The sequence below is a fragment of the Coprococcus sp. AM97-35 genome, assembly GCF_027697525.1.
Taxonomy (GTDB): domain Bacteria; phylum Bacillota; class Clostridia; order Lachnospirales; family Lachnospiraceae; genus Allocoprococcus; species Allocoprococcus comes.
Window position 1 is genome coordinate 1 of the sequence record NZ_JAQESL010000033.1, and the last position, 16,683, is coordinate 16,683.

Sequence of the window (16,683 nt, forward strand, 5' to 3'; positions counted from 1 at the left end):
AATCAGAAATTTAGTAAGTTTTTTACCAAAAAGCGCAAAAAATGCTGGAAGACTGGAGTCGTTTTAAAGAAGAAGTGATTTCGGGAACAGAACATAAAAAATTAAAAATCGGACTTGGTGCCAGAGTCTATTCCAACAGACTGTTTCCAAGGATTGTAGGATATTTTGAGAAGCATCCGGAGCTCGAAGTGACATTTTATACGGAGGCTGGGCTGGATGCATATGCAGCGATCAAGGACGGTTCCCTTGATATGGCACTGGATCGGATGCCGGAAAATGAAATCGGCATGGAAAAATGCGTCTGTTTCGCGAAAGAGCTGATCCGTGAGAAACAGTGTGTACTGACAGCACCGGATCATCCGCTGAGTAAAAAAGGAAAGGCTTCGATTCTGGACTGCAGGGAATATACCATGCTCACAGGATTGGAGCATTCGGTGGAAGACCGTCTCCTAAGAAAGACATATGGTGAACAGAATATCACATGGAAGAGGGTCATCCGATCGGATAGTATTGATACAGTGATGAAGATGGTGAAAAGCGGAAGCGGGATCGCGATCGGACCACAGTCCTTTGCAGAATACTATGGGGTTACGGCGGTGCCACTGGTTCCAGCCAGGCAGGACAGTCTTTATTTTGCCTGCCTGAAATCAAAGAAAAAAGAGCCGGAAATCCGGGAATTTCAGAGGTATCTGACTACTCTGGTTTCCAGTGCTTGTCCAGATTAAATCCACGTCCCTGGACTTCCTGTACCTGAGAAACGATGATAAAGCTTTCCGGATCGATCAGGTGGACATTTTTCTCAAGCTGGACAAGCTCACGGTTAGATATGACAGTGAGCACCATATTCAGCTGCTGGTTCAGATAGCCACCCTGAACCGGAATGATGGTTGCACCACGGTCGATCTGTCTGAGTACAAAATTGCGGATTTCATCCGAATGTTTGCTGATGATTTGGACGGCAATCCTTGAAGTACCGCTGACGATCAGCTTATTCATGACAAGTGTATAAATGATCACATACAAAATTGCATAGAGTACTTTGTCAACCGGTTGATAAAGCGCCTGTCCCAGGATGACAAAGAAGTCGATAATATACAGACCGACTGAAACCGGGAAACGGAAATATTTATTCAGGATCAGCGGAGGAACATCAACGCCGCCGGTAGAAGCGCCGGTACGAATGATCATCCCAAGAGAGATTCCGATTCCGATCCCTGCAAAAAGTGTGCAGAGGATCAGGTTGTCCGTCAGAACATAATCTCCAAGGATCTGATTGAAAAATTCCAGTGCGATCGGATACATAAAAGAACTTAAAATTGCAGAAAAAGTATATTTTTTCCCGAGAAAAATATAGGCAAGCACCAGCATGATAATGTTAAAAGCGAGTACCAGCGAGGAAAGCGGGATACCGGTTATGCGTTGCAGGATCAGTCCGATTCCGGTTGTGCCTCCGGCAACAAGGTCGGCGGGTAGAAGAAAAACTCTTGCAGAGAAAGCGTTGAGAATATTTCCCAGACAGATGATGAGAACAGAAGCGATCTGTTCTTTTCTTTTTTCAGTAAGATTCATTGGACAGTACCTCCATAAGTCGATATCTTTAATTTAGGAGAAATGGGAGTAAATGGGAAATACATAATATGAATATCGATATAAGAAAAACTTATATTGTGACTGACACTGTGTCCTTGAAAAAAATCAGAATATGCTAAAATTGACATAAATGAGAGAACATGAGGAGGTACAAAAGATGGGACATATTGTACAGCGTTTGGTCCGGAATGCCATCATGCAGGCAGTGAACCAGGCAATCCAGAAGAAGACACAGCAGGAAGCTGCAAAGCTTGGAAACGAATGGAAGGGAAGTTTTCACTGTCTGGTATCCGGGTATTACAGCGGGATGACCGTCAAATATCTGATGCTTCCATTTGCAATCTTCTGTATTCTGTGTGCGGCAGGAAGTGGAATTGCCGGAGGGCTGACCTACAGTATCTGGTTTATCGTGATCGCAGTGGTGTGCCTGGTTACGCGCAGTTATGGAATGAAAAAGATGCGTGTCATCATTTACTGGGACAATGGCATGGCGTTTTATGACAAGAATGGCAATGAACTCGTACAGCTGCCACGGACAGCCATCGATCAGATGACAGTGAAAAATAGTAAGATCACCATCCCATGGGAAGGGAAAGAGTATAAGATCATCAGAAACCCGTTGGATAACGAAAAAGAAGTACGGGAAATGCTCAATTTCTATGGAAAAGACAGATAAGGAGTGATAGAAAATGAATTTTCAGATCACAGAATATTGCCATCACATTTTAGAAGAGTATATAGAAGAAGGGGATATCTGCATTGATGCCACCGCCGGAAACGGCGGTGACACGGAGTTTTTGTGCCAGAAAGTCGGAGAGACCGGAAATGTCTATGCTTTTGATGTGCAAGAGATGGCGATTTCTCACACTAGAGAACGCCTCGAAAGAGCGAACCTGTCGACAAGAGCCAAGCTGATCCACGATGGTCACGAGAAAATGCAGACCTATGTAAAAGAAGAAGTCAAAGCCATCACCTTCAACTTCGGCTACCTCCCCGGCAGTGACCACAAAATCGCAACCCATCCATCAACAAGCCTCGCCGCCATCGAGTCAGCCCTTAACCTGCTCAAAAAAGGTGGCATCATAAACCTCTGCATCTACAGCGGCGGCGACACCGGCTACGAAGAAAAAGAAGCCATTTTGAATTATGTCAAAGAATTAGACTCCAAAAAATGGCTCGTAATCGTAAACGCTTACTACAACCGCAAAAACGATCCCCCACTCCCAGTATTCATCTATAGACTGAAATAGTTTTTATTTCAGAAAACAGTAGTGGATCAACTGAATCAACAAAGCCGTTTTGCGCTTTTTATGTCTGTCGAAGAAAATCATACCGGAACAAATAAAGCCGTTTTTGCGGTTACCTGTTTGGCAAAAAACTTCGTACTGAGGCAACAGTCACAACCAGTAAAGTAGATCTGCCAAGACTGCAAAATAGAACGTTCCAATTCCATTCGAGGCAATGAAGATAAGACTCAAAAATTGTGGAAGCCATTGCTGACACAATTTTTGCTTTGAGAGGCTTGTCGGAATGGTTTGCCGAGTGGAATTGGAACGTTCTATTTTGCAGTCTTGGCCCACTAACTTTACAAGTAACACAAAAAAATACAAGAAAACCGCAAAAATCCACTCAAAATGTGGTATACTAACAGACAGTACCGCAAAAAAGCGGAATATGGAAGGATTTTTTATGGCAGAAGCAAAATTTAAAAGACCAGAACTGACAGACCGGGATCTTATTGATTTTTATTTCAAAAAGTACCCAAGCAGAAGCTGCGACCGTACTTTTGCAAATGTATATCTGTGGGCAAGGTTTTACGAAGTAGAATTTGCACAATATAATAACGTTCTCCTGTTCCGGGACAACAGTGCAGGTTACGGCTATGCATTTCCGGCAGGTGAAGATGAAGATGTAAAAGCAGCGATTGAAGATATCATGAAGTGGGAGAAAGAAAAAGGCGTTCCATTCTGTCTGTATGGGGTGACAAAAGAGAATTTCGCCAAGCTTGAAACATGGTTTCCAGGCAAATTCGACATCACCTATCACAGAGATGAGGCGGATTATGTCTATGAAAGTGAGAAACTTGCAACACTTTCCGGCAAAAAGCTGCACGGCAAGCGGAATCACGTCAATAAATTTAAAGCACTTCACGGAGATAACTGGAGTTACGAAACGATTACAGAGGATAATCTGGAAGAGTGTTTTCAGATGGCACTGAAATGGCGGAATCTGAATGGCTGTGAAGATGATGAAGAGAAGAATTCCGAGATGTGTGTAACACTCAATTCACTGCGCCTTTACAAAGAACTGAACCTGATCGGAGGTCTGCTCAGAGTTGGTGATGAGATTGTTGCATTTACGATTGGAGAAGCGGTAAATGACGATACCTTTGTGGTTCATATCGAAAAAGCTTATGCGGATATTGAAGGTGCGTATACCATGATCAACCAGCAGTTCGTAGAGCATGAAATTGCCGGAAAATACAAATATACCAACCGGGAAGATGATGTTGGAGAAGAAGGATTAAGAAAGGCCAAGCTTTCCTACAAACCGGTATTTATGGTAGAAAAAGGTGTTGTGACATTAAAAGAAGACAGCGAAAAGGAGTGTGCAAAAGATGATATCTAAGAAGATGGAAAATATGGTGGCAAACAGCTCGGCGATCCGCGCCATGTTTGAAGAGGGAAATCGTCTTGCAAAAATTTACGGACCGGAAAATGTATTTGATTTCAGTCTCGGTAATCCAAATGTACCGGCACCGAAAGCCGTAAAGCAGGCGATTCTTGATATTTTGGATGAAGAAGATGAACTGGTGCTTCATGGATATACTAACAGCAATGCGGGATATGAAGATGTTCGCCAGGCTGTAGCTGAATCTCTGAATGAGCGATTTGGTACTGCATTTGCAGCAAAAAATATTACGATGACAGTTGGCGCAGCAGGCGGACTGAATGTTATTTTAAAAGCACTGTTAAATCCGGGAGATGAAGTGATCACATTTGCACCGTACTTTGGAGAGTACAGAAGTTATGTCAATAATTTTGACGGTGTTCTGGTTGAAATCTCACCGAATACCGTAGATTTTCAGCCAAAGCTGGATGAATTTGAGGCAAAGATCACACCGAAGACAAAAGCAGTGATTGTTAATACACCGAATAATCCGACCGGTGTTGTCTATTCCGAAGAGACGATCAGGAAGATGGCAGAGATCATGGAGAAGAAGCAGAACGAATACGGAACAGAGATTTATCTTATCTCTGATGAGCCATACCGTGAACTTGCTTATGATGGTGTGGATGTACCGTATCTGACCAGGTATTATGCCAATACGATCGTAGGATATTCTTATAGTAAATCTCTTTCTCTGCCGGGAGAGCGAATCGGATATCTGGTGATTCCGGATGATGTAAAAGATTCAGAGACACTCATTGCAGCAGCAAATGTTGCAAACCGTATTCTTGGATTTGTCAATGCGCCAACTCTGCAGCAGAAGGTAGTTGCAAGATGTCTGCATGAGAAAACCGATATTTCATACTATAACAGAAACAGGGAGACTCTTTACCAGGGACTCATAGAATGTGGATTTGAATGTGTCAAACCGCAGGGTGCATTTTACCTGTTCATGAAGACTCCGATCAAGGATGAAAAGACATTTTGCCAGGAAGCAAAAAAATATAATCTGCTTCTGGTACCGGGAAGTTCTTTTGGATGTGCAGGATATGTCAGAATTGCATATTGTGTAGCTTATGAGACAATCGTAAATGCACTGCCGAAATTCAAAGAGCTTGCAAAAGAATATCAGCTAGGATAAGACAAAAGCAAAAGATGTGACAGAAAGGTGAGAAAGCAAGATGAGAGAATTTGAGAAAAATATCCGAAGAGTAGAACCTTATGTTCCGGGTGAACAGCCACAGAAAAAAGTGATCAAACTGAATACCAATGAGAATCCGTACCCACCTGCACCGGGAGTTCTTGCGGCAATGAAAAAGCTGGAGGGTCATGTGGACAGTTTAAGGCTGTATCCGGATCCGACATCTGATACACTGGTCAGTGCACTGGCGGACTTTTATCATGTTGGAAAAGATCAGGTTTTTGTGGGAGTGGGATCTGACGATGTTCTCTCTATGTGTTTCCTTACCTTCTTTAACTCGGAAAAACCGGTTTTCTTTCCGGATATTACATATTCCTTCTACAAAGTATGGGCGGATCTTTACCGGATTCCATACGAATGCAAGAAGGTAGATGGAAACTTCCATATCATAAAAGAAGATTATTATCCGGAAAATGGTGGTGTGATTTTCCCGAATCCAAATGCACCGACATCCATCTATGAAGATCTGGAATTTGTGGAAGATATCATCAGACACAACCAGGATGTTATTGTGATTGTGGATGAGGCATATATTGATTTCGCAGGAGAGTCAGCACTTTCACTTCTGGACAAATATGACAACCTGATCATTACGCAGACATTTTCAAAGGCAAGATCGATGGCTGGAATGCGTATTGGATATGCAATCGCAAGTCCGCTCCTGATCAAGTATTTAAACGATGCAAAATATTCGTTCAATTCTTATACTATGAACAAAACTTCTCTGGTATACGGAGCAGAAGCGGTAAAAGATAAAGAATATTTTGCTGAGACAACACGTAAAATTGTGGAGACAAGAGACTGGGCAGAAGAAGAATTCAAAAAGCTCGGCTTTGTATTTCCAAAACCAAGCGCAAACTTCATTTTTGTATCACATCCGGAATACGATGCAAAAGAACTCTTTGAAGCAATGAAAGCAAAAGGAATCTATGTGCGTTTCTGGGGAAGCGAGCGGATTGAGCAATATCTGCGTGTGACGATTGGTACGAGAGAAGAGATGGAAGCACTCTTTGCCTTCCTCCGTGAATATATGATGTAAGTGTTAAAAACATAAATTGCGTTTGTGCTTACACAAATAAGCAATTTATGCGTATTGACACGTCGAACACCGATTTAATAAGTAAAAAATAGGAGATTTGTATGACTGAAACTTTAGTACAGTGGTTTGTAACTCATCTGGGTGGCAAGGCTGCCAAAGAACTGATTATCTTTATTATTTCAATGATTCCGATTCTGGAGCTCAGGGGAGGAATCCTTGCGGCAGGTCCGGCGTTTTTAAATATCCCGACCTGGCGTGCAATCCCAATCTGTCTGGTCGGGAACCTGATCCCAATTCCGTTTATCCTGCTTCTGATCCGTCCGATTTTTGCATGGCTGCGCAAGACGCGCCTTTTCCGGCCGCTTGTAGAAAAGCTGGAGAAAAAAGCGATGAGCAAAAGTGATCGGATCAGCAGATATGAATTCTGGGGGCTGGTACTCTTCGTAGGAATCCCGCTTCCGGGAACCGGAGCCTGGACCGGAGCTCTTGTCGCATCCCTCCTTGGCATCGACTGGAAAAAAGCTTTCGGAGCAATCGTAGTCGGCGTATGCATGGCATCGGTGATCATGTATATCCTGTCTTACGTTGTGATCGGAGGAATCTTTGGATAAAAAGTGAAAGCTTTCTCTTTGAGAGAACACAGAATGGCTGTATACGAAAGTATATGGTCATTTTTGTTTGGCGAATGATAGAGGTTGAGTGAGCACCAGCCACAAAAGGAATCGTTCGGATTCAAGTTGCGCTAACCATTCCGATGAGCCTCTTAGGACGGGAAGCATGTTCAGTAAAGGCTTCCATGCTTCCTGAGTCTCATCTCCATAGCGCAAAATAGAATCCGAACGATTCCTTTTGTGGCTGGCGCTCTTTGAACTTTATCGAATAAAATGTGGTGATATTGGTAAGATAACAGCAATTCAGAACGAAGCAGGAGAAAACTTTGAGAAGGGATGAGGAGTCTGTTGTTTAATTGAAAACATTTGACTATCGGGCATTTATTGGAAAACATGTATTATTTTCGTTAAACATCGAACCAGAGTTGAAAGGGAGAATAACAATCGGAATGAATAAGTTCCTGTTCATTCGCTTTGCTACAAGCATTCAAAAATCAGGCTGACGGGAATACACTAGAAGGGCAGAAGGACCAAAAGAAACCGGATTAATTCACTTATTATGCAATGGAGATGAGACTCAAAAATCGTGGAAGCCTTTGCTGAACACGATTTTCGCCTTAAGAGGCTCATCGGAATGGTTTGCATAATGGAATTAGTCCGGTTTCTTTTGGCCCTTCTGCCAGCACAGCGCAAAGTATGGCAGCCGTCCCTTTGTTAATTATAGTAGAAAAGAGAATGAACTTACGAATAAATTCGAACTTTCAACGGAATCCCCATCTCGTCTGCGAGTTTCTGGGACGCATCGATTTCTTCCTGTGAAATGATGCTTACCACACTGAACTGCACAGATGAGAACAGTTTCTTCGCTTTCTCGGCAAATGCAAGCATATCTGGGAACGCATTTTCAAAACAAGGCTGTGTAACTTCCTGGTAACGCTCTGCAGTTGGCGCATTCAGGCTGATCGATACGGCATCGATATATTTTGCCATTTCTTCTGCGATCGGCTTTTTATTGAAGAGTTCGCCAAGTCCGTTGGTATTGACGCGAAGGAGAACTTCAGGATGTTTTTCTTTCATGTATTTTGCAGCAGCAATCAGATTATCGTAGGCACAGGTCGGTTCCCCGTAGCCGCAGAAGACGGCTTCCGGATAATTTGTAAAATCAAAAGCATCAATAGCCGCCTTGATCTCTTCGAAAGAAGGATTGTGGTCGTGCCAAAGTTCTGTTGCCTCTCCGATGGCTTCATGCTCGTTACGGATGCAGAAAATACATTTGCAAGTGCAGCGGTTGGTGATGTTAAAATATGCATTGTTTTTAAATGTGTAAATAATATCTGACATTATAATAAAATCTCCTCTTTGAAAGTCAGGCGGATATTCAAGAACCACCTGTCATTTGCGTATAATTAAATATTTGGCTAAATTCCAAATTTGTTTTTCATTGTACTCTTGAAACCGGCTTTGTCAAGAGTGGAACCAAGAATGATAAAGATCACAGCACTTCCGCCTGACTGGGCAAGGGTTCCTACAATCGAAGGAATCAGTGCACCCCAGGTCCCGAACAAGATTACATCTGTGATATAATATCCAATAAAGGAAATTACAGCGGCAACAATAACGCCGACACAGTTGTGTACATTCACGATCTTGTCCTTTTTACATGTGATCGGAAGGGAGATCAGCATCTTGATGATGAAGGTTGCAGGTGCATATACCGGGGCAGTCAGGATATCTGCCATGGCACCACCGATTGCACCAGCAAACATGGCATATGGTGTTGGGAGAAATGCAGCGGCAAGATAGATCAGAGAATCTCCGATGTGTACATATCCGCCATTTACACCAAATGGAATATGGAAAATATAAGCAGTTGTCACACAGATCAGTGCTGCAAAAAGAGCTGTTGAAGTCAGTCTGGAGACTTTCTGATGAGAAAGTGCATTTGCAGATGGTTCTGGATTGTTAATGGTTGTAGATGACATGATAGTTACCTCCCTGGGTTTTATTTATTTTGTAAATGTCAGTCAAGCAGTATAGAAAGATGGGATTCAAAATTGATTCCATCGTTGCGCGGAATTTGGTCGGCAACGGTGTCAATCAGAGATTTTTCGATAAACCGGCATGCTTTTTCCACGCCTGCAGCTGCACTTTTTCCCTGTACCATCGAGGCACATACGACAGCGGAGAGCAGGTCACCGGTGCCAGAATAGCTTCCACCGTGAATTCCAGAGGAAATGACGCTTATCTGGTCGTTCTCGAGAACCAGATTGTAATATTTTACGGTATCATCAGAAGGAGCCTGATAAAGAATACCGGTGACGATGATCGTCTGGATCTGCGTTTTTTTCGTTTCTTTCAAAGGAGCGGCAATCCGGGCAATCCGGTCCAGATAATCCGGTTCGTCCTTATACTTGGTAAGCCCCGCAAAATCAGAGTGTGTTAAAAGACACAGCTCGGTAAGATTTGGCGTGATCACATCGGCATGGGATACAAGCTTCTGCATCTGCTGTTGGAGTCTGGGAGTGAAAATGTCATATTTGACACCGGAATCTCCCATGACCGGATCGACAAAGAGCAGAGTGGAAGGGGTTCTGAACTTCTCACAGAAATTCAGGATTTTTTCCGCCTGATCTGCGCTGCCGAGATATCCGGTACTGATCGCATCCAGGGTAAGACCACGTTTTTGCCATTCTTCTGTGTAATGATCAATCTTGTCGGTAAAGTCCGTACAGTAATAGCTGTCGTAGCCGGTCTGATTGGTTAAAACTGCCGTTGGCAGAGGACAGGCCTGCACACCCATGACGGAAAGAACCGGGATCGCAGCTGTCAGAGAGCATTTACCAAGACCGGACAGATCATTGATAACAGCGACTCGTTTTATCATTGAAGTATCCTTTCCGAAATACAAAGTGAAAAATTCTTGCATTTCTTATGTGTTTTATATAGAATAAAATAAAAGTGTCATTTGTAAAATATACAAAAAGAAATATTTTTTAGAGGTCAGTTATGAGAGTGGAATTACAGAATGAGGAACACTGCCGGTATCTGAGAGTGTATCATTATTACAGGAATCTGATTCTATCCGGGCAGATGAAGTCAGAGACAAAGCTTCCATCGATCCGTAAAGGTGCAAGCGAGCTGCAGATGAGCCGGACGACGATGGAGAATGCGTATATGCTTCTGGCAGCAGAAGGTTATATTGTGTCCAGACCGCAGAGTGGATATTATGTGACGGATATTGCCGAGAAGCAGGAAGAGGGCAGAAAGATTGCAAGCCGGCATGTAAGGAAGCAGGAGAATCCGGTTGTCTATGATTTTGCAACATCAAATGTAGATAAAGAGAGTTTCCGGTTTGAATTATGGCGGAGATATATGAAGAGCGCAATGCGTCAGGATGAGAGACTGCTTTCTTATGGAGAACCGCAGGGGGAACAGGAATTCAGGGAAGTACTGTCTGAATATATTCAGAAGACCAGAAGTGTGATCTGCAGCCCGGATCAGATCGTGATCGGTGCCGGTATACAGAGTCTTCTGCATATTCTGTGCCCACTGAATCATAAAAAGAGAACCGTATTTTTCAGGGACAGTGAGTTTGTACAGGGAATGACGGTTTTTGAAGATCATAACTACCGGATTGCAGGAAGTGCGGAAGAAGAGATTGGAATGTATTACGTGTCACCATCACAGATGACAAGATTTGGTGGGGTGATGCCGATCCAGGAAAGACTGGAACTGGTCGGACGCGCCGAGAAAGAGCATTTTCTGATCATTGAAGATGACTATAACAGTGAGTTCAAATATTTTCAGAAACCGGTTCCGTCCCTGCAGGGACTTTCGGGAGGAAGGAATGTCATTTATCTGGGAACATTTTCCAAAATGCTGCTTCCGTCTATCAGGATCAGTTATATGATACTGCCGCCGGAACTGATGGAAACTTACGAAAAAAGAAAAAATAATTACAATCAGACTGCATCCAAGGCCGAGCAGATCGCACTGACACAGTTTATCCGTGACGGACATCTGGCGAGTCAGGTCCGTAAATCCAGGAAGATCCATCTGGCAAAGGCAGAAAAGCTTGCGGACAGTGCAAAAAAGATTTTAGGAAAAGATGTGGATGTACAGGTTGGTGCTGCAGGATTTATGGTACAGTTGACCTTTGCGGAGGACTGCGCTGCAGAAAAGATTGCAGAAAAAGCAAAAAAGAAAGGAATGACATTTCTTGAAGTGGAGAAGAACAGGATGTTACTCACCTGTGCAGGTGTTTCTGCTGAAAAGTATGAGGATGCTATGAAACTGCTCAGAGAATGTACAGAGAAGGGGATGAATTAGATGGAATTTTCACATGAACTGGTCCTGCCGAATGAAGATCTTCCATTCCGGATGTTTTTATTTGAAGGAAAAGACGGAAATTATGTCAGGGAAAAGCACTGGCACCGGTCGATCGAGATGTTTGTTGTACTGGAAGGAAAGCTGGATTTTTATATCAATGAAGAAGATATCCATTTAGATGAAAAATCATTTGTGATCGTGAATTCTAATGAGCTGCATTCGATTTCGGCACCGTTTCCGAATAAGACGATCGTACTGCAGATGCCACTTCAGACATTTGAACGGTATTATACGGATGAGCAGTTTATCTGTTTTACCCACAGCGAACGCGTACAGGATGAACAACTGGTTGAACTGGTTGAAAAGATGTATGTGACGTATCAGAAGAAGAAAACCGGGTATGAATTAAAGGTACAGAGCTATTTTTATATGCTGGTCTATCTGATGGTGACAAAATACAGGAAGGTTGATGTCAGTGCGGAGATCGTGCGGGATCACAAGAACAGGAACCGACTTTCTACGATCACGAATTATATCAAGGATAATTATCAGAAAGATCTCTCGCTGGAAGGGCTGGCACAGATCTTCGGGTATTCGCCGACCTATCTGTCACGGATGTTTCGCAAATATGCAGAAATCAACTATAAAGAATATATTCAGGGAATCCGTCTGGAATATGCCTACCGGGAACTGATAAGCAGTGATACGATGGTTGAGGAAATTGCAGAACATAGTGGATTTGCGGACGGAAGAGCATTTGCCAAAGCATTCCGGAAAAAATATGGAGTAAGACCAAGTGATTTCCGTAAAATGAGAAAGCAGGAATCGGAAGATGAAAAGTTATAAAGAAAACTGGAAGAAGATATACCAGGGAGCCAAAGATGCCGGGAAAGGAGACCGGATCCTGATCGAGAATTTTGGTGAGACACTGTCGGGTGAATATTCGACAGAAGAATTGATGGAAATGGCAATTGCGGCCAGGGTAGATGGGATTATTGTACAGGTGAGCGATGAAGAAGCGGTTTCCGCACAGATTGACAAGGCAGAAGAACAGAATATTCCGGTGATCACGATCCGCAGTGATGCGCCGGTCAGTAAAAGGGTATCAAGTGTACTTTATCGCTTATGCAAACATGGGACTTCTTGCAGCCGTTATCTTTGATGTAGAATCTAAGAAACGTGCTAAATAATAAAAAATAGCATAAGGACAAGAAAGTGCAGTTAACAGGCTAAGTTTTCGGTAGCGGATACCGACTTAGCCTGTTAGAATATAAGACAGAAAGAAGGTAGAAGAAATGAAAATCAAAAAAGTAACAGATCCAGAATTCAGCAGATACGGACGTGTGATCGATGGGTATGATTTTTCAAAGCTGATCAAGGCAATGGAACACACCCCTCTTCCGGAGGATGTCATCTACGAACCATCTATTGAAGAACTGGAAGCAACGAATGTTGCAATCGATCTGAAGATGAGAGTTTACGGAGAACTTCCGATCCAGATCGGATACTGCAACGGACATAACAGCAAACTGAACGCACTGGAATATCACAGAAGTTCAGAAGTAAATGTCGCAGTGACAGATATCATTCTGCTTCTGGGGGCAGAGCAGGATATCGAACCGGATTTTACATATGACACATCAAAAGTAGAAGCATTCCTTGTCCCGGCAGGAATTGGAATCGAAGTGTACGGAACAACCCTTCACTATGCACCTTGCGGAGTAGATGGAAATGGATTTAAGGCAGTAGTAGTTCTTCCAAAGGGAACCAATACAGATCTGATGACCTGCCATACCAAATCATTTGATGACAAGCTTCTTACCGCAAAGAACAAATGGCTGATCGCACATGAAGAAGCAGGAATCGAAGGCGCTGTGTGCGGACTTAAAGGTGAGAATATCGACATCGCAAAATAGAACAGACAGATTCATATTTTAGGAGGAAAAAACAATGAATAACATGCCAGAACTGAAAATCGGAGTTGTTGCAGTAAGCCGTGACTGCTTCCCGGAAAGCCTTTCTGTATCAAGAAGAGAAGCACTTATGAAAGCTTACAAAGAAAAATACGGAGAAGAACATATTTACGAATGTCCGATCTGTATCGTAGAAAGTGAGATCCATATGGTACAGGCTCTGGAAGATATCAAGAAAGCCGGATGTAATGCACTGGTTGTATATCTTGGAAACTTCGGACCGGAAATCTCGGAGACTCTGCTTGCAAAACACTTTGATGGACCAAAGATGTTCGTTGCAGCAGCAGAAGAAAGTGGCAACAACCTGATCCAGGGACGTGGAGATGCATATTGCGGTATGTTAAATGCAAGCTACAACTTAAAGCTTCGTAATATTAAAGCATATATTCCGGAATATCCGGTTGGAACAGCAGAAGAATGCGCAGATATGATCCATGAATTTGAACCGATCGCAAGAGCAGTCATCGGACTTAACGATTTGAAGATTATCAGCTTTGGACCAAGACCGCTGAATTTCCTTGCATGTAATGCACCGATCAAACAACTTTACAATATCGGCGTAGAGATTGAAGAAAACTCAGAACTTGACCTGTTTGAAGCATTTAACAAACATGCCGGAGATGAAAGAATTCCGGCAATTGTAAAAGAGATGGAAGAAGAACTTGGAGCCGGTAATAAGAAACCGGAAATCCTTTCAAAACTTGCTCAGTATGAACTGACACTTAAAGACTGGGTAGAAGAACACAGAGGATACCGCAAATATGTTGCAATCGCCGGAAAATGCTGGCCTGCATTCCAGACACAGTTCGGATTTGTACCATGCTATGTCAACAGCCGTCTTACAGCACAGGGAATTCCGGTATCCTGTGAAGTAGATATCTATGGAGCACTCAGCGAATTCATCGGAACAGTTGTAAGTGAAGACACTGTAACACTCCTTGATATTAACAACTCTGTACCGGCCGACCTTTATGAAGAAGACATTAAGGGCAAATTCGATTACACACTGAAAGATACATTCATGGGATTCCACTGTGGAAATACTGCATCATCCAAACTTTCATTCTGCGAAATGAAATACCAGATGATCATGGCAAGATCTCTTCCGATCGAAGTAACACAGGGAACACTTGAAGGAGATATCAAACCTGGAGATATCACATTCTTCCGTCTGCAGAGCACATCAGACAATGTACTGAGAGCTTACATTGCACACGGTGAAGTCCTTCCGGTAGCAACACGTTCCTTCGGATCAATCGGAATCTTCGCAATTCCGGAAATGGGCAGATTCTATCGTCATGTACTGATCGAAAAGAACTTCCCGCATCACGGAGCCGTAGCATTCGGACATTACGGAAAAGCACTTTACGAAGTATTCAAATACATCGGAGTACCGGTAGACGAAATCGGCTACAACCAGCCAAAAGGTGTACGTTACCCAACAGAAAATCCTTGGGGCTAATTAAAACTATACACAATCATATAAGGGGCGGCTGAATGAACCCGCCCCTTTATAGTACAAAGAAACACGAATTAAAAACAGGATTTATGTTTCAAGCAGGCGGTTCAATGTCTTGAGGACCAGATTATAGAAAATAAATATGGCAGATTCCATTTGAGGCAATGAAGATGAGACTCAGAAATTGTGGAAGCTGTTGCTGACACAATTTCCGCCCTAAGAGGCTCATCGGAATGCTTTGCCGATTGGAAGATGCAATATTTATTTTCTATAATCTGGTCACAACCCCTCGAATCCGTCAGGTTGATACAAAAACCCTAACAAGGAGGAACATCATGCTCTATATAGGCGTAGACCTTGGAACATCCGCAGTAAAACTTCTGTTAATGGATGAAAAAGGCGACATCAAAAAAATTGTTTCAAAAGAATACCCATTATACTTCCCACATCCGGGCTGGTCAGAACAACATCCGGAAGACTGGTTTACCCAGTCCGTAGAAGGCATCAAAGAACTGACTTCTGAGTGTGATAAGAGCCAGGTTGCAGGAATCAGCTTTGGTGGACAGATGCACGGACTGGTCATTCTGGATAAAGACGACCAGGTCATCCGCCCGGCAATTCTCTGGAACGATGGACGTACCACAGAAGAGACGGATTATCTGAATAACGAGATCGGAAAAGAAACGCTTTCTAAATACACAGCAAACATTGCATTTACTGGATTTACCGCACCGAAGATTCTGTGGGTAAAGAAAAATGAGCCGGAGAATTTTGCAAAGATCACAAAGATCATGCTTCCAAAAGATTATCTGGCATACTGCCTGTCAGGAAGCTTCTGCTCTGATTATTCGGATGCATCCGGCATGCTTCTGATGGATGTAGAACACAAATGCTGGTCCAAAGAAATGATGGACATCTGCGGCGTGACAGAAGAACAGCTTCCGAAGCTTTATGAAAGTTACGAAGTCGTAGGAAGTCTGAAGCCGGAAGTAGCAGCAGAACTCGGACTTTCTGAAAATGTAAAAATTATTGCAGGAGCAGGCGATAATGCAGCTGCAGCTGTCGGAACAGGAACAGTTGGTGACGGAAGATGTAACATTTCCCTTGGAACATCCGGAACCATCTTTATTTCCAGTGCAAACTTCGGCGTAGATAAGAACAATGCCCTGCATTCTTTTGCACATGCAGACGGTCATTATCATCTGATGGGATGCATGTTAAGTGCTGCATCCTGCAATAAATGGTGGGCAGAAGAGATTCTTCACACGGATGATTTTGCAGCAGAGCAGAAAGATATTACAAAGCTAGGTGAGAACCATGTATTCTATCTGCCATATCTGATGGGAGAAAGATCACCGCACAATGACCCTTATGCAAGAGCCACCTTTACCGGTATGACGATGGATACCACGAGAGCAGATATGATGCAGGCAGTACTGGAAGGAGTTGTATTTGCACTCCGTGATTCCCTTGAAGTTGCAAAAAGCCTTGGAATCAAGATCGAACGTACCAAGATCTGCGGTGGTGGAGCAAAGAGTCCTCTTTGGAGAAAGATGATCGCCAATATCATGAACCTGAAAGTGGATATCATCGAGAGCGAAGAAGGACCGGCACTTGGAGGTGCAATCCTTGCAGCAGTCGGATGCGGCGAATACGAAAGCGTAGAAGCAGCAGCTGACAAGCTGGTTAAGATTGTAGATACCGTAGAACCGGAAGCAGAACTGGTTGAAAAATACGAAAAGAGATATCAGGAGTTCCGTCAGATCTACCCGGCACTCAAACCGGTATTTCCGCATATTCAGTAATTGAAT

17 protein-coding genes are annotated in these 16,683 nt (G+C 43.2%); 13 read left to right on the forward strand and 4 right to left on the reverse strand.

Annotation, left to right across the window (positions count from 1 at the left end; translation table 11 throughout):
* Window positions 1–41 precede the first annotated feature (41 nt).
* Window positions 42–725, forward strand: coding sequence for a LysR family transcriptional regulator substrate-binding protein (locus PG840_RS14925; RefSeq protein ID WP_270613818.1), 684 nt, complete (start codon window positions 42–44; stop codon window positions 723–725).
* Here the strand turns inward: PG840_RS14925 and PG840_RS14930 are convergent.
* The gene (locus PG840_RS14930; RefSeq protein ID WP_117824615.1) at window positions 694–1,569 is read right to left on the reverse strand and encodes a YitT family protein; all 876 of its coding nucleotides are present in this window, start codon (window positions 1,567–1,569) and stop codon (window positions 694–696) included. The two genes, PG840_RS14925 and PG840_RS14930, sit on opposite strands and share 32 nt — an antisense overlap.
* A 178-nt stretch (window positions 1,570–1,747) precedes the next feature.
* On the opposite strand from PG840_RS14930, the gene PG840_RS14935 reads away from it, so the two are divergent.
* The 6 genes from PG840_RS14935 (at window position 1,748) to PG840_RS14960 (ending at window position 7,111) form a co-directional block, all read left to right on the forward strand.
* Window positions 1,748–2,266, forward strand: coding sequence for a hypothetical protein (locus PG840_RS14935; RefSeq protein WP_270205693.1), 519 nt, complete (start codon window positions 1,748–1,750; stop codon window positions 2,264–2,266).
* 13 nt (window positions 2,267–2,279) lie between these two features.
* Complete coding sequence (locus tag PG840_RS14940) at window positions 2,280–2,840, forward strand: tRNA (mnm(5)s(2)U34)-methyltransferase (protein ID WP_117559380.1); 561 nt, start codon at window positions 2,280–2,282, stop codon at window positions 2,838–2,840.
* 439 nt (window positions 2,841–3,279) lie between these two features.
* Complete coding sequence (locus PG840_RS14945) at window positions 3,280–4,218, forward strand: DUF2156 domain-containing protein (protein ID WP_044998728.1); 939 nt, start codon at window positions 3,280–3,282, stop codon at window positions 4,216–4,218.
* Window positions 4,208–5,401: a pyridoxal phosphate-dependent aminotransferase gene (locus PG840_RS14950; protein ID WP_008369542.1), complete on the forward strand. Its 1,194-nt coding sequence runs from the start codon at window positions 4,208–4,210 to the stop codon at window positions 5,399–5,401. The genes PG840_RS14945 and PG840_RS14950 overlap by 11 nt, the downstream gene beginning before the upstream one ends.
* A gap of 40 nt (window positions 5,402–5,441) precedes the next feature.
* Window positions 5,442–6,500 carry a histidinol-phosphate transaminase gene (gene hisC, locus PG840_RS14955; RefSeq protein WP_270205691.1) on the forward strand — a complete coding sequence of 353 codons (1,059 nt, stop codon included), beginning with the start codon at window positions 5,442–5,444 and terminating at the stop codon, window positions 6,498–6,500.
* A gap of 101 nt (window positions 6,501–6,601) precedes the next feature.
* Entirely contained in the window at window positions 6,602–7,111 is a 510-nt protein-coding gene (locus PG840_RS14960; RefSeq protein WP_022220948.1) for a COG2426 family protein, read from the forward strand.
* Between the two features lie 741 nt (window positions 7,112–7,852).
* Here the strand turns inward: PG840_RS14960 and PG840_RS14965 are convergent.
* The 3 genes from PG840_RS14965 to PG840_RS14975 all read right to left on the reverse strand — a co-directional run bounded on the left by PG840_RS14965 (window position 7,853) and on the right by PG840_RS14975 (window position 9,995).
* On the reverse strand, window positions 7,853–8,452 hold the full coding sequence (locus tag PG840_RS14965) for a TIGR04100 family radical SAM protein (RefSeq protein ID WP_055247848.1): 600 nt from the start codon (window positions 8,450–8,452) through the stop codon (window positions 7,853–7,855).
* Window positions 8,453–8,529: 77 nt separating this feature from the next.
* Complete coding sequence (locus PG840_RS14970; RefSeq protein ID WP_055297516.1) at window positions 8,530–9,093, reverse strand: TIGR04002 family protein; 564 nt, start codon at window positions 9,091–9,093, stop codon at window positions 8,530–8,532.
* A 38-nt stretch (window positions 9,094–9,131) separates the two neighbouring features.
* A complete protein-coding gene (locus PG840_RS14975; RefSeq protein WP_270205689.1) occupies window positions 9,132–9,995 on the reverse strand; it encodes a pyridoxamine kinase in 864 nt (287 codons plus the stop codon).
* 122 nt (window positions 9,996–10,117) lie between these two features.
* On the opposite strand from PG840_RS14975, the gene pdxR reads away from it, so the two are divergent.
* The 6 genes from pdxR (at window position 10,118) to xylB (ending at window position 16,677) form a co-directional block, all read left to right on the forward strand.
* Window positions 10,118–11,440: a MocR-like pyridoxine biosynthesis transcription factor PdxR gene (gene pdxR / locus PG840_RS14980; protein ID WP_055156839.1), complete on the forward strand. Its 1,323-nt coding sequence runs from the start codon at window positions 10,118–10,120 to the stop codon at window positions 11,438–11,440.
* A complete protein-coding gene (locus PG840_RS14985) occupies window positions 11,441–12,286 on the forward strand; it encodes an AraC family transcriptional regulator (RefSeq protein WP_055247852.1) in 846 nt (281 codons plus the stop codon).
* Window positions 12,273–12,602, forward strand: a complete 330-nt coding sequence (locus PG840_RS14990; RefSeq protein WP_270613819.1) for a substrate-binding domain-containing protein — start codon at window positions 12,273–12,275, stop codon at window positions 12,600–12,602. The genes PG840_RS14985 and PG840_RS14990 overlap by 14 nt, the downstream gene beginning before the upstream one ends.
* A gap of 133 nt (window positions 12,603–12,735) precedes the next feature.
* The gene (locus PG840_RS14995; protein WP_173826505.1) at window positions 12,736–13,356 is read left to right on the forward strand and encodes a DUF4867 family protein; all 621 of its coding nucleotides are present in this window, start codon (window positions 12,736–12,738) and stop codon (window positions 13,354–13,356) included.
* Between the two features lie 34 nt (window positions 13,357–13,390).
* Window positions 13,391–14,875 carry an L-fucose/L-arabinose isomerase family protein gene (locus tag PG840_RS15000; protein WP_270247542.1) on the forward strand — a complete coding sequence of 495 codons (1,485 nt, stop codon included), beginning with the start codon at window positions 13,391–13,393 and terminating at the stop codon, window positions 14,873–14,875.
* Window positions 14,876–15,207: 332 nt separating this feature from the next.
* A complete protein-coding gene (xylB, locus tag PG840_RS15005) occupies window positions 15,208–16,677 on the forward strand; it encodes a xylulokinase (protein ID WP_022220940.1) in 1,470 nt (489 codons plus the stop codon).
* Window positions 16,678–16,683: the final 6 nt, after the last annotated feature.

Coding starts and splice junctions, on each gene's coding strand:
- PG840_RS14925 (WP_270613818.1), top strand. CDS start 42: ATGCTGGAAGACTGGAGTCGTTTTAAAGAAGAAGTGATTTCGGGAACA.
- PG840_RS14930 (WP_117824615.1), bottom strand. CDS start 1,569: ATGAATCTTACTGAAAAAAGAAAAGAACAGATCGCTTCTGTTCTCATC.
- PG840_RS14935 (WP_270205693.1), top strand. CDS start 1,748: ATGGGACATATTGTACAGCGTTTGGTCCGGAATGCCATCATGCAGGCA.
- PG840_RS14940 (WP_117559380.1), top strand. CDS start 2,280: ATGAATTTTCAGATCACAGAATATTGCCATCACATTTTAGAAGAGTAT.
- PG840_RS14945 (WP_044998728.1), top strand. CDS start 3,280: ATGGCAGAAGCAAAATTTAAAAGACCAGAACTGACAGACCGGGATCTT.
- PG840_RS14950 (WP_008369542.1), top strand. CDS start 4,208: ATGATATCTAAGAAGATGGAAAATATGGTGGCAAACAGCTCGGCGATC.
- hisC (WP_270205691.1), top strand. CDS start 5,442: ATGAGAGAATTTGAGAAAAATATCCGAAGAGTAGAACCTTATGTTCCG.
- PG840_RS14960 (WP_022220948.1), top strand. CDS start 6,602: ATGACTGAAACTTTAGTACAGTGGTTTGTAACTCATCTGGGTGGCAAG.
- PG840_RS14965 (WP_055247848.1), bottom strand. CDS start 8,452: ATGTCAGATATTATTTACACATTTAAAAACAATGCATATTTTAACATC.
- PG840_RS14970 (WP_055297516.1), bottom strand. CDS start 9,093: ATGTCATCTACAACCATTAACAATCCAGAACCATCTGCAAATGCACTT.
- PG840_RS14975 (WP_270205689.1), bottom strand. CDS start 9,995: ATGATAAAACGAGTCGCTGTTATCAATGATCTGTCCGGTCTTGGTAAA.
- pdxR (WP_055156839.1), top strand. CDS start 10,118: ATGAGAGTGGAATTACAGAATGAGGAACACTGCCGGTATCTGAGAGTG.
- PG840_RS14985 (WP_055247852.1), top strand. CDS start 11,441: ATGGAATTTTCACATGAACTGGTCCTGCCGAATGAAGATCTTCCATTC.
- PG840_RS14990 (WP_270613819.1), top strand. CDS start 12,273: ATGAAAAGTTATAAAGAAAACTGGAAGAAGATATACCAGGGAGCCAAA.
- PG840_RS14995 (WP_173826505.1), top strand. CDS start 12,736: ATGAAAATCAAAAAAGTAACAGATCCAGAATTCAGCAGATACGGACGT.
- PG840_RS15000 (WP_270247542.1), top strand. CDS start 13,391: ATGAATAACATGCCAGAACTGAAAATCGGAGTTGTTGCAGTAAGCCGT.
- xylB (WP_022220940.1), top strand. CDS start 15,208: ATGCTCTATATAGGCGTAGACCTTGGAACATCCGCAGTAAAACTTCTG.